Source organism: Tsukamurella pseudospumae, from assembly GCF_001575195.1.
Classification (GTDB): domain Bacteria; phylum Actinomycetota; class Actinomycetes; order Mycobacteriales; family Mycobacteriaceae; genus Tsukamurella; species Tsukamurella pseudospumae.
In genome coordinates this window covers 375,743-396,440 of record NZ_LSRF01000001.1, presented here as the reverse complement: position 1 = coordinate 396,440, position 20,698 = coordinate 375,743, and the positions used below count along the sequence as shown (strand labels likewise).

The following is a 20,698-nucleotide window of genomic DNA, read 5'->3' as shown; positions in this document are numbered from 1 at the left end:
GGTCAGCCCTTCGCGAATCGGTCGGTGGCCTCGATGAGCGCCGAGCGGATGCCCGGCTCGAAGGCCGAATGGCCGGCGTCCGGCACGATCACCAGATCGGCGGTGGGCCAGGCGCGCTGCAGGTCCCATGCGCTGCGCGCCGGGCACACCACGTCGTAGCGGCCCTGCACGATCACGCCGGGGATCCCGGCGAGGCGATCGACGTCGCGCAGCAACTGCCCCTCGTCGAGGAACCCACCGTGCACGAAGTAGTGGTTCTCGATCTGGGCGAAGGGGATCGCGAACCGCGGGTCGTCGGCGTCCGCCGAAGTCTCCGGGGTGTTGATCAGGTGGCTCGTGCTGCGCTCCCACATCGACCAGGCCTTCGCCGCGCGCAGCGCCACCGCCTCGTCGCCGCTGTGCAGGAGCCGGTGGTAGGCCGCGATCTTGTCGGCCGACGGTGTCCGGTCCGCCTCGTCGAGCGGGGCCAGGTAGTCCTCCCAGTTGTCCGGAAAGACGTGGGAGGCACCGTCGTTGTAGTACCAGTCCAGCTCGCTGCGCCGCAGCAGGAAGATCCCGCGGAGCACGAGCTCCGTGACCCGCTCCGGGTGGGCTTGCGCGTACGCCAGGCCCAGCGTGGAGCCCCAGGAGCCGCCGAACACCTGCCACCGGTCGATGCCCAGGTGCTCGCGGATCCTCTCGATGTCCGCGATGAGGTGCGGCGTGGTGTTCACCGCGAGCCGGTCGGCGAGCGAATCGCCCTCTCCGACGGACGGATCCGCGATGTGCGGCTTGGACTGCCCGCATCCGCGCTGATCGAAGACGACGATGCGGTACACCGCCGGGTCGAAGAAGCGCCGGCACTCGGGGGAGGTGCCGCCGCCCGGCCCGCCGTGGATGAACACCACGGGCTTGCCCGCGGGGTTACCGCTCTGCTCCACGTACACGAGCTGGCCGTCTCCCACGTCCAGCAACTCCGTGCTGTAGGTGTCGATGGCGGGGTAGAACTCTCGCATCAGAATCCGTGCTCCGGTCCGGGGAACTCGCCCGAGGTGACCTCCGCGACGTACTCCTGGGCGCCGCGCAGCAACTCGTCGCCGATGTTCGCGAACTTCTTGACGAATCGCGCGGTGCGGCCGCGGTTGAGGCCGGAGAAGTCCTGCCACACCAGCACCTGGCCGTCGCACCGATTGCCCGCGCCGATCCCGATGGTGGGGATCGCGATCTCCTTGGTGACCTGCGCCGCCACGTCCGAGGGCACCATCTCCAGCACCACGGAGAAGGCGCCGGCGGCATCCACGGCCTTCGCGTCGAGCCGGATCTTGTCGGCCGCCTCGTCGCCCCGTCCCTGGACCCGGTTGCCGCCCAGCGAGTTCACGGACTGCGGCGTGAACCCGATGTGCGCCATCACCGGGATGCCGCGGCGCTGCAGGAACTCGATGGTGGGCGCCATGTGCACGCCGCCCTCGAGCTTCACGGCCTCGGCGCCGGCCTTCATCAGCTTCGCGGCGCTGCGGTAGGCCTGCTCCGGCGACTCCTCGTAGCTCGCGAAGGGCATGTCCGCCACCACGAGTGCGTACTTCGTACCGCGGCGCACCGCGGCCGTCATCGCGGCCATGACGTCCAGCTCCATCGGCAGCGTGGAGTCGAACCCGTACACGGTGTTCGCTGCGCTGTCGCCGATGAGCAGGGCGGTGACGCCGGCCTCGTCGAAGATCGAGGCGGTCATGTGGTCGTAACTGGTGAGCATGGCCCACTTCTCGCCGCGCTCCTTGAGCTCGGCCAGGTGGTGGATGCGCACCTTCTTGCGGGGCGGCTTCGCGGGATCGGGCTCGGCGCCGGATCCTCCTCCGTACAACGGGTTCTCGCTCATGGATCTCTCCCTTTCACAGTCCCAGCCGGTGTCTCCGGTCCGGGCAGTCCCAGGTCCGGCGCTCAGGCCGGGTCGTGCCAGCGGTTCGTCACGGGCATCCGTCGATCGCGGCCGAAGGCCTTCGGTGTGATCTTGGGGCCCAGCGGGTACTGGCGCCGCTTGTACTCGGCGCGGTCCACGAGCCGGGCCACCTTGCGGATGAGCTCGGGCTCGTATCCCGCTTCGGCGATCTCCGCGACGCCCTGATCCTGCTCGACGTAGCGGCGCAGGATGTCGTCGAGAACGTCGTAGTCGGGCAGCGAGTCGCTGTCCTTCTGGTCGGGCCGCAGCTCGGCCGACGGCTCCTTGGTGATGGAGTTCTCGGGGATGGGCGGCGTCTCGCCGCGTTCGACGGCGACCCCGTTGCGCCACCGCGCCAGCTCCCACACGAGCGACTTCTCGACGTCGCGGATCGGGGCGTAGGCGCCGACGGCGTCGCCGTAGATCGTCGAGTAGCCCACGGCCAGCTCGCTCTTGTTGCCCGTGGCGAGTACGAGGTGGCCGTCGAGGTTGGACAGCGACATCAGGGTCATTCCGCGACAGCGGGCCTGGATGTTCTCCTCGGCGAGGCCGGCCAGATGCAACTGGCCGACGAAGGACTCCACCATGTGCTCGATCGGCTCGAACCGGAAGTGGATGCCCATCCGATGCGCCTGATCGGCGGCGTCGTCCTTCGAATGGTCGGAGCTGTACTTCGAGGGCATGCCCACGCCGTAGACGTTGTCGGCGCCCACCGCGTCGGCGGCGATCACCGCGACCAGGGCGGAGTCAATCCCGCCGGACATCCCCAGGCCGACGGTGCGCCCTCCCACCTTGTGCACGTAGTCGCGCGTACCGGTGACCAGTGCCCCCCAGATCTGCGCGAGCTCGTCGAGACGGCCCGCCGGTGTCGCCCCGGCGTGCAGCGACGCGGCGGGGCGCGCAGGCAGGTCCACCGACTCGACGGTCCAGCCCTCGACGGCGCCCGCGGGCTCCCGGCTCAGCGCGGCCACCTCGGTGAAGGTGGTGGCCTCCGTGAACTGCGGCCCCGGCGCCCAGTCGGAGCCGGGAAGCGCGGTGAACGAGTCACCGTCGAAGACGAGCTCGTCCTGCCCGCCGACGAGGTTGACGTAGACGATCGGCGCGCCGCCCTCGGCGACCCGGGCGGCGAGGATCTCGCGCCGCTGCGCGGGCTTGCCCACCTCGAACGGGCTGGCGTTGAGGCAGAGCACCGCGTCGACGCCGAGCTCGCCCAGCCCGGCCACGGGACCGTCGGGCCACCAGACGTCCTCGCAGATGGCCAGGCCGAGCCGGACACCGTCGACGTCGAGGACCACGAGCCGGTCGCCGGGCGTGAACCACCGCTTCTCGTCGAAGACCCCGTAGTTGGGCAGGAAATGCTTGTCGTAGCGCGCCACGAGCTCTCCGCCGTGCAGCACGCCGGCGGCGTTGCGGGCGCCACCGGTGGGGTTCGTGCTGGTCTCCGGGGCGTCCGGGTCGCGGTCGAGGAAGCCGACGACCACGATGAGGTCGCCGCAGCCCGCGTCGTCGAGGGCGAGGGCGAGGCGCTGCACGGCCTGCCGCGAGTCGACGGCGAAGGACCGGCGCAGCAGCAGGTCCTCGACGGGGTAGCCGGTGAGGGCCATCTCGCCGAAGACGGCGACCTGCGCGCCACTCTGGGCAGCGTCCCGGGCGGCGGCGGTGATGCGAGTGACATTGGCGTCCAGATCGCCCACGACGGGGTTGATCTGGCATGCCGCGACACGAAGGGGCGTCATGGCTCAACCCTAGCGTCCCCGGAACCGCGCCCGCCGCGTGGCAGGATCGTCAGGGTGAAGGCCAGGAAGCTCCCGTTCGCCGCGCTCGCGGTCGTGTCCGTCGTCGCCCTTGCGGGATGCTCGGTGCAGATCGGGGGCAGCCCCGCACCGTCGGACAGGTCGACGGTGAGCGGCGGTACCGCCGGGCCCACGAGCACCGTCACGGGGGGCGCTCCGTCGGGCCTGCAGAAGTACTACGGGCAGAAGCTGTCGTGGGGGTCGTGCGCCGAAATGGCGCGTACCGACGACATCGACGAGTACGACAAGACCAAGCTCGAGTGCGCGCACCTCACCGTGCCGATCGACTACAACGATCCGGGGTCGGGGGAGACCAGTCTCGCGGTCGCGCGGGTCAAGGCCACCGGGCAGAAGCAGGGCTCGCTGCTGATGAACCCGGGCGGCCCAGGCGGCTCCGGCGTCCAGCAGGTGGCCGGCAAGTCGCTGGAGGCGGACAAGCTGCCCATCGCGCAGACCTTCGACCTGGTGGGCTGGGACCCGCGCGGCGTCGGCGCGTCCTCGCCCGCGGTCAAGTGCTTCAGTGACAAGCAGCGCGACGAGAACCGGCTCTCCACCATCGCCTTCGACAACTCTCCCGCGGGCATCACCAAGCAGGAGGACTTCAACAAGTCGCAGGCGAACCTCTGCGCCGAGAAGATGGGGAAGACGTTCCTCGAGCACGTCGGTACCGCGGACACCGTCCGCGACCTGGACGTGCTGCGGGCCGTGCTCGGCGACGAGAAGCTCACCTACCTCGGCTACAGCTACGGCACGTTCATCGGCGCGATCTACGCCGAGACCTTCCCGGAGAAGGTCCGGGCCATGGTGCTCGACGGTGCCGTCGACCCGGCGGAGGACCCGATCGACTCGTCCATCCAGCAGATGGCCGGGTTCCAGACGGTGTTCGACGACTGGGCCAAGGACTGCGCCAAGTATCCGACCTGCCCGGTGGGCACCGACCCGTCGAAGGCCACGGAGCGCTTCCAGCAGCTGACGCGCCCGCTCATCGACAAGACGGTGCGCGGCCAGGGCGGCCGACAGCTGAGCTACAGCGACGCGACCACCGCCACCATCCAGGCGATGTACGCCACGCAGTTGTGGGAGCCGCTGCGCCGCGGCCTGACCGGCTTGCAGACGGGCGACGGCTCGCTCCTGCAGCGCATCGCCGACCTCTACCTCAACCGCGACGAGCTGGGCCGCTACTCGCCCATGATGGACGCGAACACCGCCATCAACTGCGTCGACGGTCCGGCGGTCACCGATCCCGCCGACCTGTCGCGCCTCGACTCCGGGATCCGCAAGGCGGCTCCGTTCCTCGACGACGGCCGCGGCACCGGTCGCGCCGCGAAGGGCACCTGCGCCTTCTGGGCGGCGGCGCCCACGCTCAAGCCGCACGAGGTGCACGCGGTCGGCGCGCCCAAGATGGTCGTGATCTCGACGACGCACGACCCGGCGACGCCCTACGAGAACGGCGTGAGCCTGGCCAAGCAGCTCGGCGCGTCGCTGATCAGCTTCGAGGGCAGCCAGCACACCGTCTCGCTGGAGGGCAACGCGTGCGTCGACGGTGCGGTGGGCGCGTACTTCCGGGACCTCACGATCCCGCCCGCCGGCCTGCGCTGCACGCCGTAGTCAGGAGTTCGAGGCGATCACGCTGATCGCGAAGATCAGGCTGTCGCCGGGCGCGATGCCGGCGTCGGGCTCCCCCTTCGGGTAGGCCTGGGCGGCGGGGATCGCGGCGACGACGGCGGCGCCGGCCTTCTGTCCCACGAGCGCGGCCCGGAAACCGGGGACGAGGTCCGGCAACGCCATTTCCGCGGAGGTCGCGCGCGCGAAGGCGTCGTCGAAGACCTCGCCCGTCCGGCCGTTGACGCCCTGGTAACAGAGGGTCACGACGGACTTCTCGGAGACGGTCTGCCCGGTTCCGGCGCGTGCGGTCTCGGTGTGCAGTCGATCCACCTGGAACGGCGCGGTGACGGTGATCCTCGGGGCCGAGTCGGCGGTCGGTGCGACGACCGACGCGCTGCCCGTGACGCCGTGCAGGATGATCGCCCGCGCATCCGCCGCCGGCGCGGCTGCGGGACACACGTCGATCGAGTGCGCGCGGCTGCTGGTGGCGGCGCCCTCCTCCGACGTCGCGCCGCACCCCGCGATGACGACGATCGCCGCGGAGGCTGCTGCGGCGGCAGTGAGCCGCGCGAACGGTGTGTCCACGCCCCGGACCCTAGCGCGGAAGCCTCCTCCCGTGATCGCTTCGTGGCCGATCGGTCGTGGACGTGCCCGCACGAACGTCGTCTCCAGCGGCGGCCCCTCGGTGTTCGCCCAGGTCATGGAATTCGAGCGCCGCTGGGAGCGACGTTCGTGCGGGAACCGCCGGTCCCCGGGCACCAGAAGGCCATATGTAACACGCCGTTAACACCTTCTCGCTTAGGGTCGTGAGCATGGATCGGCAGCAGGAGTTCGTCCTTCGCACCATCGAGGAACGGGACATCCGCTTCGTGCGGCTGTGGTTCACCGACGTGCTCGGTTTCCTCAAGTCCGTGGCGATCGCCCCGGCGGAGCTGGAGGGCGCGTTCACCGAGGGGATCGGCTTCGACGGAAGCTCGATCGAGGGCTTCTCCCGCGTCTCGGAGGCGGACACCGTCGCCAAGCCCGACCCGTCGACCTTCCAGGTACTGCCGTGGGCGAGCGGCGACGGGGAGATGCACTCCGTCCGCATGTTCTGCGACATCGCGATGCCCGACGGTACGCCGTCCTGGGGCGACAGTCGGCACGTGCTGCGGCGGCAGCTCAACCGCGCCGCGGACCTCGGCTTCTCCTGCTACGTGCACCCGGAGATCGAGTTCTACTTGCTGAAGAAGGAAGCGGGTCCGAACGGCCTGCCCGTGCCCGCGGACACCGGCGGCTATTTCGACCAGGCGGTGCACGAGGCGGCGCCGAACTTCCGGCGCAAGGCGATCGAGGCGCTCGAGGCCATGGGGATCTCGGTGGAGTTTAGCCACCACGAGGCGGGGCCCGGCCAGCAGGAGATCGACCTGCGCTACGCCGACGCGCTGTCGATGGCCGACAACGTGATGACCTTCCGCTACCTCGTCAAGGAGGTGGCGATGACCGAGGGCGTCAAGGCCTCCTTCATGCCCAAGCCCTTCAGCGTGCACCCGGGCTCGGGCATGCACACGCACATGAGCCTGTTCGAAGGCGACTCCAACGCCTTCCACGACCCGGACGACGAGCTGCAGCTCTCGTCGACGGGCAAGGCGTTCATCGCCGGCATCCTGCATCACGCGCCCGAGATCTCCGCCGTGACGAACCAGTGGGTGAACTCCTACAAGCGCCTCGTGACCGGGGACGAGGCGCCGACCGCCGCCACCTGGGGCGCCGCGAACCGCTCCGCGATGGTGCGCGTGCCGCTGTACACGCCGAACAAGGCCAGCAGCCGGCGCATCGAGGTCCGCTCGCCCGATTCGGCGTGCAACCCGTACCTGGCGTTCGCGGTGCTGTGCGCGGCGGGGCTCGCCGGCATCAAGGGCGGCTACGAACTGCCCGAGGCCGCCGAGGACGACGTGCGACAGATGACGGCCCGCGAGCGCCGCTCGATGGGCTTCCGCGACCTCCCCTCCGGCCTCGACGACGCGCTGGTACTCATGGAGAAGAGTGAGCTCGTGGCGGAAACGCTGGGGGAGCACGTCTTCGAGTACTTCCTGCGGAACAAGTGGGCGGAGTGGAACGACTACCGCTCCGTGGTCACGCCGTTCGAGCTCGACCGCTTCCTCTCCCTCTAGGGGGTCGACGGTGCCGCCGACCAGTCGTGAGGTCCGCCGTCCGAGCGCGGGCAGGCTCGGCCTGCTCGACGCTGCGGCGGAGTCGAACCTCGAACTCCTGAACTGGGCCGACACGGCCTGTTCCGACGTGCTGTGGGCGCTCTCGCGCGCCGCAGATCCGGACTGGACGCTGCGCGCTCTGGTGCGGCTGCGGGAGACGACGGGCGACGACTGGGCCGAGATCGACGGCCTGATCCGTTCCGACACCACCTTCCGCGGCCGCCTGTTCGGGTTGCTCGGTGCCTCGGACGCGTTGGGGGACCACCTGATCAGCCACCCGGAATCGTGGCGGTTGCTGCTGGACACGGCGCCGCTGAAGTCACGGGACGATCTGATCGCGGCGATGCTCGCCACCGTCGACGCCGCGAAGGTCCCGGGACGGCGCGACGACGACCTGCTCTACCGCGCCGCCGTCACCGGTGGCGCGGCGATCGCGCAGCTGCGGGACGGCTACCGCGACCTCGCGATGGTGCTCGCGGCGCGCGACCTCGCCGAACTCGTGGAGAACGAGCCCACGCTGCCCTTCTCGGTCGTGGGCGCGCACCTCGCGGACCTCGCGGACGCGGCGCTGACCGCGGCCCTGTCGGTCGCCGTCGCGACGGCCTTCCCCGACGCAGACCCGGAGGGCCGTCTCGCCGTGGTCGCGATGGGCAAATGCGGTGCGCGGGAACTGAACTACGTCTCCGACGTGGACGTGATCTTCGTGGCCGAGCCGGCCGACGGTCCCTCGGCGCGGCTGGCCGGTGAGATGATGCGGATCGGCTCCGCCGCCTTCTTCGACGTGGACGCCGCCCTGCGCCCCGAGGGCAAAGCCGGCAGCCTCACCCGCACGCTGGACTCCCATGTGGCGTACTACAAGCGGTGGGCCAAGACCTGGGAGTTCCAGGCACTGCTCAAGGCCCGTCCGCAGACCGGCGACATGCAGCTCGGCTACGACTACCTCGCGGCGCTCAGCCCCATGGTGTGGGAGGCGGCCGAGCGCGAGGACTTCGTGCAGGACGTGCAGGAGATGCGCCGTCGCGTCGAGGAGAACATCGCCCCCGCCCTGCGCGAGCGCGAACTCAAGCTGGGCCGCGGCGGCCTGCGCGACGTCGAGTTCGCCGTCCAGCTCCTCCAACTCGTGCACGGCCGCACCGACGAGACCCTGCGGGAACGGAGCACCGTCGACGCCCTGGAGGCCCTGACGACGGGCGGCTACGTGGGCCGCGAGGACGGGGCCAACTTCACCGCCTCGTACGAGTTCCTGCGCCGCCTGGAGCACCGGCTGCAACTGCGCCGCATGGAGCGCACGCATCTGCTGCCGCCGCCGGACCACGAGGAGGCCTGGCGCTGGCTGGCCCGCGCCGCGCACGTCCGGCCCGACGGTGAGCGCGACGCCGCGGGCGTGCTGCGCGTGGATCTCAAGCGGCACAACAGTCGCGTCCGCAGACTGCACACCAAGCTGTTCTACCGGCCGCTGCTGGACGCGATCGCGGGCCTCGACGCCGACGCGGTGAGCCTGACCGACGACGCGATCGTCGCGCGACTCGGTGCCCTCGGCTTCCATCAGCCGCAGCACGCCCTGGCGCACCTCAAGGCGATGGCCGACTCGTCGCGTCGCGGCCGCATCCAGACCATCCTGCTGCCCACGCTCCTCGAATGGCTCAGTGAGACACCGAACCCCGATGCCGGGCTGCTGAACTACCGCAAGCTGTCCGAGGACCTGCGCGACGTCGAGTGGTACCTGCGCGTGCTACGCGACGAATCGGTCGTGGCGCAGCGGCTGATGACGGTGCTCGGTTCCTCGACCTTCGTCGCCGAGCTGCTCGCGCGCTCGCCCGAGGTGATCCGCCTCTACGCCGACGGCGCCACCGGACCCAAGCTCACGGAGACCTCGCCGCGGGAGGTCTACAACGGCATGCTCGCGGCGGTCAGCCGTGCGCACCACCGGGATCGGGCGATCGCGGTGGCGCGGGCCATGCGCCGCAGCGAGATCGCGCGCGTCGCGTCCGCCGACATCCTCGGGATGATGACGGTGCCCGAGGTGTGCGCGGCGCTGTCCTCGGTCTGGGGTGCGGCGCTCGACGCGGCACTGGTGTCGGAGGTCGCGACCTCGGTCGCCGAACGCGAGTCCAGCAGAAGCGATTACAAGCCCGGCGCGCCCGCCCGGATCGCGGTGATCGGGATGGGGCGGCTCGGCGGGCACGAGATCGGTTACGGCTCGGACGCCGACGTGCTGTTCGTCTGCGTGCCCAACGAGGGCTACGACGAGTCCGACGCCGTGCGCTGGGCGAACCTGGTCGCCGACGCGGTGCGCAAGCGGCTCGGCGCACCGTCGGTGGACCCGGGCCTGGAGGTCGACACCGGGCTGCGCCCCGAGGGCCGCAACGGGCCGGTCGTGCGCACCCTGGCCGCGTACCGCGCCTACTACCAGCAATGGGCGCAGCCCTGGGAGGTGCAGGCCCTGCTGCGCGCCACGCACGTCGCGGGCGACGAGGACCTCTCGCGCGAGTTCCTGCACATGGTCGACGAGATCAGGTACCCGGACGGCGGCGTCTCGGCCGCGACGGTGAACGAGCTGCGTCGCATCAAGGCGCGCGTCGACTCCGAGCGGCTACCCCGCGGCGCCGACCCGGCCACCCACACCAAACTCGGGCGCGGAGGGCTCTCCGACGTGGAGTGGACCGTGCAGCTCGAGCAGTTGCGGCACGCGAGCGCCGTGCCCTCGCTGCAGAACACGTCCACCCTCGAGTCCCTGGACGCCATCGGGGCGGCGGAGCTGGAGCCGGAGGGCGACGTGGAGCTCCTGCGCGACGCGTGGCTCACCGCGACCCGCTCCCGCAACGCCCTGTTCCTGGTGCGCGGCAAGCCGATCGATCAGTTGCCCGGACCGGGCGCGGTGCTTGCGAACGTCGCCTACGTGGCCGGTTGGAGGGGGCCCGCGCTGGACTTCCTCGAGGACTACCTGCGCACCACGCGGCGCGCCCGGGCCGTCGTCGACCGGGTGTTCTGGGGCGAATAGCGGTTCGCCCGGCAGAATGTCGGCATGAGGATCTTCATCCGGCCGGTGGCGGGCATCGTCGGCACCGTGGCGGCGCTCGCCGCACTCGCGACCATCGGGCTGCACTACTGGCCGGGAACCCAGAAGGTCACCGTGGCCGCGGCGGCGATGGTGCCCCTGCTCCTGACGGCCACCGTGGCGCTGGCGGTGGTGTGCCTGCTGTACGCGCGGGCGTTCATCCGGCTGGCGGTCGCGATCGCCGTGGCGGTGGCCGCGATCGTCGTGCAGGCGCCGCTCTGGCGCGGCGAGGCCGCGCCGAGCGGGAAGACGCTGGCGGTGCTCACGTCCAACATTCAACTCGGACAGGGTGACGTGGGCGAGCTGGCGAAGCTGGTGCGCGAGAACGACGTCGACTTCCTGGCCGTCGAGGAGCTCACGCCCGAGGCGGCGCAGCGGATCGCCGGGACCACCATCGCGGCGGACCTTCCGCACTCCTTCGTGCGCCCGGACCGGCTCGCCTACGGAACCGCCCTCTACAGCCGTTATCCGCTCTCCAGCACGGCGACGGTGCCCGGCTTCGCGCTCGCGACGCTCACGGCGGTCGCGACGGTTCCCGGCCGGGGAGACGTCCAGCTGTTCGCGGTGCACCCGGTGCCGCCGCTGGAACCCTCGGACTGGGCCGATGAGCTGAAGAAGATCGAGGCGCTCCTGCACGGCGTCCCCGAGCCGCGACCGGTGATCGCGCTCGGCGACTACAACGCCACGTACGACCACGTGCAGTTCCGCCGCTTGCTCGCCGGCGGTTACCGCGACGCCGGGCAGCTGGCCGGCGCGGGATGGCTGCCCACCTATCCCACGGACAAGACCTATCCGCCGCTGGTGGGGATCGACCACGTGCTCGTCCGCGGGCTCGGCGCCGCCGAGGTCACGGGACACGAGGTGTCCGGCGCCGATCACCTGGCGCTGCTCGCCCGGGTGGGCTGATCAGGCGACGCGCAGCTCCAGGCACTGTTCGACGCCGAACAGCCGCAGCGTGCGCTGCGCGCCGGGCGGGATCTCGCTGAGCACGTCGGCCGTCGCGACCGTCCGAGGCTCGCTCGCCGTCAATGTCTCGCCCTGCCGCAGCAATTCGACGGTGCCCGCCGCGCGGACGTTGCGGACCCAGTCGGTGTCCGGTCCGTAGGGCAGCGCGATGAGCAGGGTGCTCCGATCGGTGGCGAACGCGTCGACGGGCGTCTCGTAGGCCTTCCCGCTGCGTCGTCCCACGTGGCGCACGACGGTCCGCGTCGAATCCGGGGACCCGGCGCTGTGCACGGCGCGTGGATTGGTGACGTCCCGGTTGAAGCGGCGGACCACGTCGAGGATGGGCCGGATCCGGAATCGGATCCCCGCAAGAATCACGGCGACCGCCGCAAGGGGGAGGAGCACCACGGCTCCGAGGACGGCGGACAGTACGCGCATGAGGCCTCCACGTTCGGTGTGCCCACCAGTCTCGCGTCGCCGCGGGCGACGGCACATCGGGGAGAACCCGGATTCGCAGCGGGTCAGCCGGCCGTCCAGTCGAGGGTGTACCGGAACGGTATGCGCCGGCGGACCCGCGATCCCGGAAGAATCCGGTGCGCGGCGTCTGCGATCTCATCGACTGTGTGCTCGGGATCGCGGACCGGGAACGGTGGCTCCGGCACAGGTACCGACGTGGGAATCGGGCTGCGCACGAAGCCCATGACGGGGTTGGCGAGTGCGGATCCCGTGAGCCACAGGGCGTCGGTCAGCGATTCCTCGCGGGCGAGTCCCACCACGAGAAGCCTGCCGCCGGGTGCGAGTAGTTCGCGACATCGTTCCAGAGCGGACTCCAGGTCGAGGTGGTGCAGCGTTGCGACCATGGTGATGAGGTCGTACGGCCCGGCCGCGGCATCGAAGCCGCCGAGGACCCGCACGTGCGGCTCCTCGAGTCCGGCGGTCGCTATCCGCATCTCCTCGTCTCGATCGGCGGCGTCGACCTGGCCGAAACGCTGCGCGAGTCGCGACGCCAGTAGGCCCTGGCCGCAGCCCACGTCGAGCGCTCGTCGACGTCGATCGGGGAGGTTGCTCAGCACCCAACCGTGGAAGTGGTCGTTGTGGTTGAACGGGTGTCGCGCGTTGAACCAGTTCAGAATCCGGATCGGCACCTGCAGTGCAGGCACAGTTCGCGGATCCATGCCGGCTCCTACTTCGCCGAGAGGATCTTGATCACGAAGATCAGGGTGTCGCCCGGCCGGATGCCGGCGGAGGGCTGGCCGGTCGGGTAGCCGTCGGTCGGTGCGATGGCGACGCCCACGGCGCTGCCGACCTTCTGTCCCGCGATCGCCTTCTTGAAGCCGGGGATCACGCCGTCGAGGGAGAACGACGCGGGCTTGCCGCGGTCGTAGGTGCTGTCGAACCGCTCGCCGGTGCGGCCGTTCACGCCGAGGTAGCAGACCGAGACGGTCGCGGTGTCGCCGACCACGGCACCGTCGCCGGGCGGATTGAAGGCCTGGATGTGCGTCTCCGCGACCGTGAAGGGCTTCTCGACGGTGATCTGCGGGGACGCGCTGTCGGTGGGGCCGGTGGCGACGATCGAGCCGGACTGCCCCTGGTACGTCCAGTCCGGCGAGTTCGCGGTGCTGGGTGCCCCGGTTGGGCACGTCGCCGCGGCGTTCGACGAGCACGCCGTGAGGGTCCCGGTGACGAGAGTGACGGCGGTCGCGGCGAGGAGCAGGCGGGAGGGGCGCATCCCTCGAACCTACCGTCTGTGCCCCGGAACGGGTCGAGCCCGCACCGGGGAAACCGGTGCGGGCTCGAATCGTGGTGCAGGGCTACGACTCACACGTCGTAGTAGAGCTCGAACTCGTAGGGGTGCGGCCGCAGGTTGACCGGCGCGATCTCGTTCTCGCGCTTGTACGAGATCCACTCCTCGATGAGGTCCTCGGTGAACACGCCACCGGCGGTGAGGTACTCGTGGTCCTCCTCGAGACGGTCGATCACGTCCGCGAGCTGCGTGGGGGCCTGCGGGATGCCCTTGGCCTCCTCCGGCGGGAGCTCGTAGAGGTCCTTGTCGACGGGGGCGTGCGGCTCGATCTTGTTCTTGATGCCGTCCAGGCCCGCCATCATCATGGCGGCGAAGGCCAGGTACGGGTTGCCCGAGCTGTCGGGGCAACGGAACTCGATGCGCTTGGCCTTGGGGTTGTTGCCCGTGATCGGGATACGCACACAGGCCGAGCGGTTGCGCTGGCTGTACACCAGGTTGATCGGGGCCTCGTAACCCGGCACCAGGCGCTTGTACGAGTTGATCGTCGGGTTGGTGAAGGCGAGCAGCGACGGGGCGTGGTGCAGGATGCCGCCGATGTACCAGCGCGCCAGGTCCGACAGGCCGCCGTAGCCGGCCTCGTCGTAGAACAGCGGCTTGCCGTCCTTCCACAGCGACTGGTGCGCGTGCATGCCCGAGCCGTTGTCACCGAACAGCGGCTTCGGCATGAACGTGACGGTCTTGCCCTCCTGCCACGCGGTGTTCTTGACGATGTACTTGAACAGCTGGACGTCGTCGGCCGCGTGCAGCAGCGTGTCGAACTTGTAGTTGATCTCGGCCTGGCCACCGGTGCCCACCTCGTGGTGGCCGCGCTCCAGGGTGAAGCCGGCGTTCTGCAGGTTGGTCGAGATCTTGTCGCGCAGATCCACGTAGTGGTCGTACGGCGCGACGGGGAAGTAGCCGCCCTTGGTCTTGACCTTGTAGCCGCGGTTCGGCGAGCCGTCCTCCTCGATGGGGCGGCCGGTGTTCCAGGAGCCGGAGATCGAATCGACCTCGTAGAAGGAGCCGTTGATCGACGAGTCGTAGGAGACCGAGTCGAAGATGTAGAACTCGGCCTCGGCGCCGAAGAAGCAGGTGTCGGCGATACCCGTGCTGAGCAGGTACTCCTCCGCCTTGCGCGCGATGTTGCGCGGGTCGCGGCTGTACGCCTCACGGGTGAACGGGTCGTGCACGAAGAACGAGATGTTCATGGTCTTCGCAGCGCGGAAGGGGTCGATGCGCGCGGTGGTGACGTCCGGCAGCAGCATCATGTCGGACTCGTCGATCGACTGGAAGCCGCGGATCGACGATCCGTCGAACGCCAGGCCGTCCTCGAAGACGCTCTCGTCGAAGGCCTCGGCGGGGATGCTGAAGTGCTGCATCGTTCCGGGCAGGTCGCAGAAGCGGATGTCGACGTACTCGACGTCTTCCTTCTTCAGGTAGTCGAGAAGTTCCTCTTTGGTAGTGAACACCTGTTACTTGCTCCTTCGTCGTCCGGCGGTGGCGACGCGGTCGTACCGTGACCACCACCACCGAGGTTACGAGAATGAACGGTATGGACGAGGTGTTGCCCGGGAACTAACGCAATGTTTCAACGGTGTTACACATCGGGACCTGTCCGACACGCGTTGGAACGCGCCGCCCACGTACCCTGGGACGCATGCGTCGAGAAACGGGATCATGGCTCTCCGGTGCCTCCGCGGCACTGCCGGAGGGCGCCCACGGTGACTACCGGGGCCAGCAGCTGGGCCTGCCGCGCGACGGTGCCGGCTCGGTCGCGGGCGCCGGTCGCCGCGTGCTCGGGCTGTTCCTCGACTGGGTGCCGTCCGCGCTGATCGCGGTCGCGGTGGTCGGCCCGAGCAAGGTGTTCGCGGGGGAGCCCACGTCCTACGACACGCTGGCGCTCGGCATCTGGTTCGTCGTCGGCGTGCTGTCGGTGACCCTGTTCGGCTTCACGCCCGGTCAGTACTTCGCCGGCCTGCGGGTGGCGCGCATCGAGAACCCGCAGATGCGGGTCGGCATCGTCCGGGCGCTCGCCCGGAACCTGCTGATCCTGTTCATCGTGCCGCCGCTGATCCAGGACGTGGACGGGCGAGGTATGCAGGACCGGGCCACCGGCACCGTCGTCGTCCGGTCCCGATAGCGGTCCCGGAGCTCCGTAAGACGCGAACGGGGCCCGCAGCGCGGGCCCCGTCGGGGAGATCAGTTCGAGCCGGTCTTGCGCCGGACGGTGCGCTGCACACTGCGCATCTTGGCGCCCTGCGGTAGCGGGCCACGGGGCATCTGCGCCCCGCCGCCGCGGTTGGACAGGGCGGCGAGGCGGCCCTCCAGCTCGTCGATCTTCTTGCCGTTGATGTTCGACGGCAGCTTGTTCAGCGAGCGCTGCAGCTTGCGCAGGGGGACCTGGTTCTCCTCGGTGCCGACCACGAACTCGTAGATCGGGGTCTGGCCGACGACGCGGGCCGTCTTCTTCTTCTCCTGCGCGAGCAGGCCCTTGACCCGCCCCTCGTTGCCCTCGGCCACGAGGATCACCCCGGGCTTGCCGATGACGCGGTGCACCGCGTCGGCGTGGGTGGTGCGCGCCACGGCCTGGGTCACGCGCCACGAGCCGCGCATGTTCTCCAACGCCCAGCCCGCGGCGCCGACCTGGCCCTCGTTCTTGCTGTACACATTGCGCTCGAGGCGACGGGTGAACACGATGAACGCGCCCAGCGCGCCCAGCAGGACGCCCAGGATGAGGAACATCCACCACGGCTGGTTGATGACGAGGCCGAGGACGATCGCGAGCACGATCGCGCCGACGAACACGCCGATCATGATCGGCAGCAGCGCCTTGTCCTCCTTGCGCTGCATCTGGAACGCCTGCCACATCTGCGTGCGACGTTCCTTCGATGCCGCCCTGCGGGCGCGCTTCGCCTCGGCCTTCTGCGCCTTGAGCTTGTCGGCGGCTGCCTTGTCCTGTGCCATGTCTCCCAGCTTAATGTGCGGTCGTTCGGGGCCCTGCGGCCGCGTGTCGGGCTACTTCGCAGCCGCCAGGCGCTGCAGGACCGAGGTGGCCTCCTGGGCCGCGTCGCCCTCCGCGGTCAGGTGCGCCATGTTCTCCGGAATCGGCCGGCCGTGGTGCGCCATCGCCTTCGCGTAGAGCTTGCCCGCGCGGTACGACGAGCGCACGAGCGGCCCGGCCATGACGCCGGCGAAGCCCATCTCCTCCGCCGCGGCGGTGTGCTCGACGAACTCCTCGGGCTTGACCCACCGCTCCACGGGGTGGTGCCGCGGCGAGGGGCGCAGGTACTGGGTGATCGTGATGATGTCGCAGCCCGCGTCGTGCAGGTCGCGCATCGCGGCGGTCACCTCCTCGGGGGTCTCGCCCATCCCGAGGATCAGGTTCGACTTGGTGACCAGCCCGAAGTCACGGGCCTGCCGGATCACGTCGAGGGAGCGCTCGTAGCGGAACGCGGGCCGGATGCGCTTGAAGATGCGGGGCACCGTCTCCAGGTTGTGGGCCAGCACCTCGGGGCGCGACTCGAACACCTCGGCCAGCAGCTCCGGCTTCGCGTGGAAGTCGGGGATCAGGTTCTCGACCCCCGTGTTCGGGTTCAACGTGTGGATCTGGCGGACCGTCTCGGCGTAGAGCCAGACGCCCTCATCGGGCAGGTCGTCGCGTGCGACGCCGGTGATGGTCGAGTAGCGCAGTCCCATCGCCTGGACGGACTCCGCCACGCGGCGCGGCTCGTCCCGGTCGAGCTCGGCGGGTTTGCCCGTGTCGATCTGGCAGAAGTCGCAGCGGCGGGTGCACTGCTCGCCACCGATGAGGAAGGTGGCCTCGCGGTCCTCCCAGCACTCGTAGATGTTGGGGCAGCCCGCCTCCTCGCACACCGTGTGGAGGCCCTCACGCTTGACGAGGCCCTTGAGCTCGGTGAATTCAGGGCCCATCTTCGCGCGCGTGCGGATCCAGTTCGGCTTGCGCTCGATCGGGGTCTGCGCGTTGCGGACCTCGAGGCGGAGTAGCTTGCGGGGGTTCTCCGGGGTACTCACCCGCCCCATGCTACGCCCGGCCCCGCGGCCCGACGGTGGCGCGGGTCACGCCCGTTGGGCCGCATTCGTTCGGTCGTCTGATCCGGCTCGAGCGGGAGGTTCGGCGATGACATACGGGAGGACCCCGTGGGCCGTCTTCGGCGTGTCCGGTGTCCGTCCGGCTCGGCGCGGCGCCGGCGCAGGTGCGTCCGAGGCCGCCCGGGTGGGCCCCGCGGGTCAGGGCTTCGACGGCCACCAGACCCGGTCGCCCAGGGCTGTGATCGCGGCGGGGACGAAGACGGTGCGCACCACCACGATGTCGAGCAGGAGCCCGATGCCGATGGTCGACCCGATCTGCAGCAGGTTGATCACGCTGCCGCTCATGAGGGCGAACATGGTGATGGCGAACACCAGGCCGGCCGTGGTGATCACGCTGCCGGTGGTGCCGAACGCGCGGAGCACGCCACGCGCCGTCGAGTCGCCCGCGGCCTCCTCCCGGATCCGGTCGGCGAACAGCATGCTGTAGTCCGCGCCCACGGCCACCAGCGCCATGAACGAGATCGGCAGCACCGACCAGTCGACGGGGATGCCCAGGCCGTGCTGCCACAACAGGACGGAAGCCCCCGCTGCGGCGGCGAAGGAGAGCACCACCGTGGCGACCATGAGCAGCGGCGCGATCACCGAGCGCAGCAGCACCAGCAGCACGAGGAAGACACCGATCACTGCGACCACGCCGAACAACAGGAAGTCGCGCAGCACCTGCTCCCGCATCTGCGCCGAGATCGACGCGAGCCCGAAACCGTCCATCGTGGACGACTCGAGGACGGTGCCCTTCGCCGCTGCCCGCGCGGCGGCGGGGATCGACGCCGCGGTGTCGAGGGCCTCGTCCGAATACGGGTTGATGTTCCAGACCACGAGCATGCGGGCCGTGCGGCCGTCGGGCGACAGGAGCACCCGGGAGCCGTCGACGAAGCGGTCCGAGTGCAAACCCTGCGCGGGGAGGTAGAAGCCCCGGCCCGGGCCGGACGTGGTGCCGGCGCTCAGTCCCGTGAGGTAGTCGGTGGCGGTCCCGAGGCCGACCTGCAGGCGGCCCGTCATCTCCACCACCTGGTCGGTGCCGGTCTTGACCTGACCGAGGCCCGTGCTCAGCTGCGCGAGGCCCGTGCTCAACTGCGTGACGCCGGCGTTGAGCTCGGCGAGCTGTCCCTTCACCTGCTCGGGGCTGAGCCCGCCCAGGCCCTTGAGCAGACCCTGCAGCCGGGCCAGGGCGTCGTCGGCCTGCGCGAGGGCGGTCGCGGCCCGATCGGTCGTGCCGGTGGGCAGGACGACGGTGGCCGCGCGCACCGCCGTGGACGCCCGCCCGGACGTGGCGCGATCGAGCTCGGCGAACGCCCGATGCGCGGCGGCGCAGTTCGCGTCGGCGGTGCAGGACGGCGAGATCGGGCCGACCAGCGGCCCGAAGACCTCGCCGATGCCCGCGGCCGACTGCTGTCGCTGTGCGGTCCGCACCGCGTCGGCCGCAGTGGTCAGGGTGGACACGGCGGTGCGCAGCAGGGCGGTCGCGGCGTTCACGTCGACGGTGCCTCCGCTCGCGGTCGCGAGCGCCTGCTGGGCGGAGGTCAGCGCGTCCAGCACGCCCGACGCGAGGCCGGTCACCCGCTGGGTGCCCGCGACGAGCTCCGGCACGCGGCGCGAGGCCTCGCTCGCCCCGGAGTTGAGCTGATCGACACCGGCCGCGAGCGCCTTGAGCTGCGGCGACGCCTCCGTCAGCTGACGGTTCGCGTCGCCCAGGCCGTTCGCAACCTGCTGCGTCTGGTACCCGATGGCGGACTCGGGGATGGGCTTACCGTCGGGCCTGGTGATGGACCGGACGTACGCGACCTGCGGCAGGTTGCTCACGCCGATCGCTACCGCCTCGAGCGCCGCGAGGTCGTGGGTGTTGCGCATGTCGTGATCCGTGCGGATCAGGAGGAACTCGGGGACGGCCTCGTTCACGCCCCAGTGCTCGGTCACCGTCTCGTAGCCGTTGCGGGAGTCGGTGGCGCGCAGCTGCATCCGATTCTCGTCGAAGCCGATCACCATGCTCGGGAGCACCGCCGCGGCGGCGAGCAGGACGACCAGGGCGGCGGCGGACAGCGGCACCGCGCGGCGCATCACCCGCGCACCGGTCCGTCGCCAGCGCTTCTCCGTGCCCGGCCGCGGCTCCACCCAGCCCCGGGCGCCGAGGAAGCGCAGCAGGGCGGGCGGCAGGGTGAGAGCGATCAAGCAGGTGGTGATGATCGAGATCGTCGTGGGCAGGCCCGCGGTGACGAAGATGCCCACCTTGCAGAAGATCATGGCGCCGCTGGCCACGGCGATGGTGAGCGCGGAGGCGGCGATGATGCGGCCGACCCGCGACGACGCCGCGACCACGGCCTCGTCGGAGGCGGTCCCGGCGCGGCGGGCCTCGTGATAGCCGGCCACCGCGAAGATCGCGTAGTCGGTGGCGGCCCCGAGCACCATCGCGGTCATGATCGCGATGGAGAAGTTCGACACGGGGATCACCTCGTGCTCGCCGAGCAGCGAGACGATGGGACGCGCCACCGCGAGGGAGAGGCCGATGGTCAGCAGCGGCACCAGCGCGGCGCCCACCGACCGGTAGGTGATGAGCAGCAGCGCCGTGATCAGTGCCACGGACACGGCGGTGATCACCAGCAGCGAGGAGTCGATCGCGGTGAACAGATCGGACAGCGTCGGTGCGGTGCCCGTGAACTCGACGGTGGTGCCGGGCGGCGCGGGGATCGACCGGATCGTGGCACGGATCGCCTCGGTGCTCGATTGCGCGCGGGTGGAACCGATGTCGCCGACCTCGGCGACCAGGAGGTTGATCGCCTTGCCGTCGGGGCTCAGTCCCACCTCGCGGGCGGCGGGCTTGCCGAAGGTGTCGATGACGTAGGCGACGTGCTCCTTGTCGGCCTCCAACGCCGTCGTGAGCGTCCGGTAGTACTGCTCCTGCTCCGGTCCGATCCTCCCCTCGGCGGCGATGATGACATTGCCCTGCGCGGTCGACGACGGGGTGCCGAACTCGTGGGCCATGGCGCGCAGGCCGTCGACGCCGGGGAGGTCGCCGGGGATGAACGGCGCGGAGTGCTTGTGGACGGTGGCCTCGAGCTGCGGGACCGCGACGTTGAGGATGCCCGCGAGGGCGACCCAGAACAGCAGGATCCAGGCTGCGTAGCGCACGCAGAGCCGGCCGATCCGGGCGAAGAAGGGCTCCTTCGTCGCCGAACTACCATGGGCCTCGATCACGGTTACCTCCCGGTTCGCCGGAGGGACTCCGGCCGTGGTCCAAAAATCGAACCGAACTGATAGGTGTGAACCGTATCTCTATCGCTGGGGTTCGCCTAGTGGGATCCGGTG

At 70.3% G+C, this 20,698-nt stretch carries 16 protein-coding genes; 5 read left to right on the top strand and 11 right to left on the bottom strand.

Annotated elements, in window-relative coordinates; all coding sequences use genetic code 11:
- Nucleotides 1–2 precede the first annotated feature (2 nt).
- From pip to AXK60_RS01775, 3 genes are all read right to left on the bottom strand, one after another.
- Nucleotides 3–995, bottom strand: a complete 993-nt coding sequence (gene pip / locus AXK60_RS01785; protein WP_068569261.1) for a prolyl aminopeptidase — start codon at nucleotides 993–995, stop codon at nucleotides 3–5.
- Entirely contained in the window at nucleotides 995–1,852 is an 858-nt protein-coding gene (gene panB, locus AXK60_RS01780) for a 3-methyl-2-oxobutanoate hydroxymethyltransferase (RefSeq protein ID WP_068569260.1), read from the bottom strand. Before panB ends, pip begins: the two co-directional genes overlap by 1 nt.
- A 62-nt stretch (nucleotides 1,853–1,914) precedes the next feature.
- Nucleotides 1,915–3,648, bottom strand: a complete 1,734-nt coding sequence (locus AXK60_RS01775; RefSeq protein WP_068569259.1) for an NAD+ synthase — start codon at nucleotides 3,646–3,648, stop codon at nucleotides 1,915–1,917.
- A gap of 54 nt (nucleotides 3,649–3,702) precedes the next feature.
- Here AXK60_RS01775 and AXK60_RS01770 point away from each other — a divergent pair, with 54 nt between their 5' ends.
- A complete protein-coding gene (locus AXK60_RS01770) occupies nucleotides 3,703–5,313 on the top strand; it encodes an alpha/beta hydrolase (protein WP_068569258.1) in 1,611 nt (536 codons plus the stop codon).
- Here AXK60_RS01770 and AXK60_RS01765 read toward each other — a convergent pair whose 3' ends face one another.
- Entirely contained in the window at nucleotides 5,314–5,895 is a 582-nt protein-coding gene (locus AXK60_RS01765; protein ID WP_068982480.1) for an FKBP-type peptidyl-prolyl cis-trans isomerase, read from the bottom strand.
- A 227-nt stretch (nucleotides 5,896–6,122) separates the two neighbouring features.
- Between AXK60_RS01765 and glnA (AXK60_RS01760) the strand changes: the two genes are divergently transcribed.
- From glnA (AXK60_RS01760) to AXK60_RS01750, 3 genes are read left to right on the top strand one after another with little or no spacing between them, the layout of a single operon-like run.
- A complete protein-coding gene (glnA, locus tag AXK60_RS01760) occupies nucleotides 6,123–7,463 on the top strand; it encodes a type I glutamate--ammonia ligase (RefSeq protein WP_068569256.1) in 1,341 nt (446 codons plus the stop codon).
- A gap of 10 nt (nucleotides 7,464–7,473) precedes the next feature.
- Nucleotides 7,474–10,503, top strand: coding sequence for a bifunctional [glutamine synthetase] adenylyltransferase/[glutamine synthetase]-adenylyl-L-tyrosine phosphorylase (locus AXK60_RS01755; RefSeq protein WP_068569255.1), 3,030 nt, complete (start codon nucleotides 7,474–7,476; stop codon nucleotides 10,501–10,503).
- Nucleotides 10,504–10,527: 24 nt separating this feature from the next.
- Entirely contained in the window at nucleotides 10,528–11,466 is a 939-nt protein-coding gene (locus AXK60_RS01750; protein WP_068569254.1) for an endonuclease/exonuclease/phosphatase family protein, read from the top strand.
- On the opposite strand, the gene AXK60_RS01745 is transcribed toward AXK60_RS01750, so the two are convergent.
- The 4 genes from AXK60_RS01745 to glnA (AXK60_RS01730) form a co-directional block, all read right to left on the bottom strand.
- On the bottom strand, nucleotides 11,467–11,943 hold the full coding sequence (locus tag AXK60_RS01745; RefSeq protein WP_068569253.1) for a nitroreductase family deazaflavin-dependent oxidoreductase: 477 nt from the start codon (nucleotides 11,941–11,943) through the stop codon (nucleotides 11,467–11,469).
- 83 nt (nucleotides 11,944–12,026) lie between these two features.
- Nucleotides 12,027–12,680, bottom strand: a complete 654-nt coding sequence (locus AXK60_RS01740) for a class I SAM-dependent methyltransferase (protein ID WP_068569252.1) — start codon at nucleotides 12,678–12,680, stop codon at nucleotides 12,027–12,029.
- 8 nt (nucleotides 12,681–12,688) lie between these two features.
- Entirely contained in the window at nucleotides 12,689–13,234 is a 546-nt protein-coding gene (locus tag AXK60_RS01735) for an FKBP-type peptidyl-prolyl cis-trans isomerase (protein WP_068569251.1), read from the bottom strand.
- Nucleotides 13,235–13,323: 89 nt separating this feature from the next.
- Nucleotides 13,324–14,757 carry a type I glutamate--ammonia ligase gene (gene glnA, locus AXK60_RS01730; protein WP_068569250.1) on the bottom strand — a complete coding sequence of 478 codons (1,434 nt, stop codon included), beginning with the start codon at nucleotides 14,755–14,757 and terminating at the stop codon, nucleotides 13,324–13,326.
- 188 nt (nucleotides 14,758–14,945) lie between these two features.
- On the opposite strand from glnA (AXK60_RS01730), the gene AXK60_RS01725 reads away from it, so the two are divergent.
- A complete protein-coding gene (locus AXK60_RS01725; protein WP_068569249.1) occupies nucleotides 14,946–15,428 on the top strand; it encodes an RDD family protein in 483 nt (160 codons plus the stop codon).
- Nucleotides 15,429–15,487: 59 nt separating this feature from the next.
- Here AXK60_RS01725 and AXK60_RS01720 read toward each other — a convergent pair whose 3' ends face one another.
- The 3 genes from AXK60_RS01720 to AXK60_RS01710 all read right to left on the bottom strand — a co-directional run bounded on the left by AXK60_RS01720 (nucleotide 15,488) and on the right by AXK60_RS01710 (nucleotide 20,587).
- Nucleotides 15,488–16,252: a DUF4191 domain-containing protein gene (locus AXK60_RS01720; protein WP_068569248.1), complete on the bottom strand. Its 765-nt coding sequence runs from the start codon at nucleotides 16,250–16,252 to the stop codon at nucleotides 15,488–15,490.
- 51 nt (nucleotides 16,253–16,303) lie between these two features.
- Nucleotides 16,304–17,329, bottom strand: coding sequence for a lipoyl synthase (gene lipA / locus AXK60_RS01715; protein ID WP_068569247.1), 1,026 nt, complete (start codon nucleotides 17,327–17,329; stop codon nucleotides 16,304–16,306).
- 207 nt (nucleotides 17,330–17,536) lie between these two features.
- Complete coding sequence (locus AXK60_RS01710; protein ID WP_244880998.1) at nucleotides 17,537–20,587, bottom strand: MMPL family transporter; 3,051 nt, start codon at nucleotides 20,585–20,587, stop codon at nucleotides 17,537–17,539.
- Nucleotides 20,588–20,698: the final 111 nt, after the last annotated feature.

Bases quoted from the DNA above. Each gene is read 5' to 3' on its own strand.
- panB (WP_068569260.1), bottom strand. From the start codon at position 1,852: ATGAGCGAGAACCCGTTGTACGGAGGAGGATCCGGCGCCGAGCCCGAT.
- AXK60_RS01775 (WP_068569259.1), bottom strand. From the start codon at position 3,648: ATGACGCCCCTTCGTGTCGCGGCATGCCAGATCAACCCCGTCGTGGGC.
- AXK60_RS01725 (WP_068569249.1), top strand. From the start codon at position 14,946: ATGCGTCGAGAAACGGGATCATGGCTCTCCGGTGCCTCCGCGGCACTG.
- glnA (WP_068569256.1), top strand. From the start codon at position 6,123: ATGGATCGGCAGCAGGAGTTCGTCCTTCGCACCATCGAGGAACGGGAC.
- lipA (WP_068569247.1), bottom strand. From the start codon at position 17,329: ATGGGGCGGGTGAGTACCCCGGAGAACCCCCGCAAGCTACTCCGCCTC.
- AXK60_RS01720 (WP_068569248.1), bottom strand. From the start codon at position 16,252: ATGGCACAGGACAAGGCAGCCGCCGACAAGCTCAAGGCGCAGAAGGCC.
- AXK60_RS01740 (WP_068569252.1), bottom strand. From the start codon at position 12,680: ATGGATCCGCGAACTGTGCCTGCACTGCAGGTGCCGATCCGGATTCTG.
- AXK60_RS01745 (WP_068569253.1), bottom strand. From the start codon at position 11,943: ATGCGCGTACTGTCCGCCGTCCTCGGAGCCGTGGTGCTCCTCCCCCTT.
- pip (WP_068569261.1), bottom strand. From the start codon at position 995: ATGCGAGAGTTCTACCCCGCCATCGACACCTACAGCACGGAGTTGCTG.
- AXK60_RS01735 (WP_068569251.1), bottom strand. From the start codon at position 13,234: ATGCGCCCCTCCCGCCTGCTCCTCGCCGCGACCGCCGTCACTCTCGTC.
- AXK60_RS01750 (WP_068569254.1), top strand. From the start codon at position 10,528: ATGAGGATCTTCATCCGGCCGGTGGCGGGCATCGTCGGCACCGTGGCG.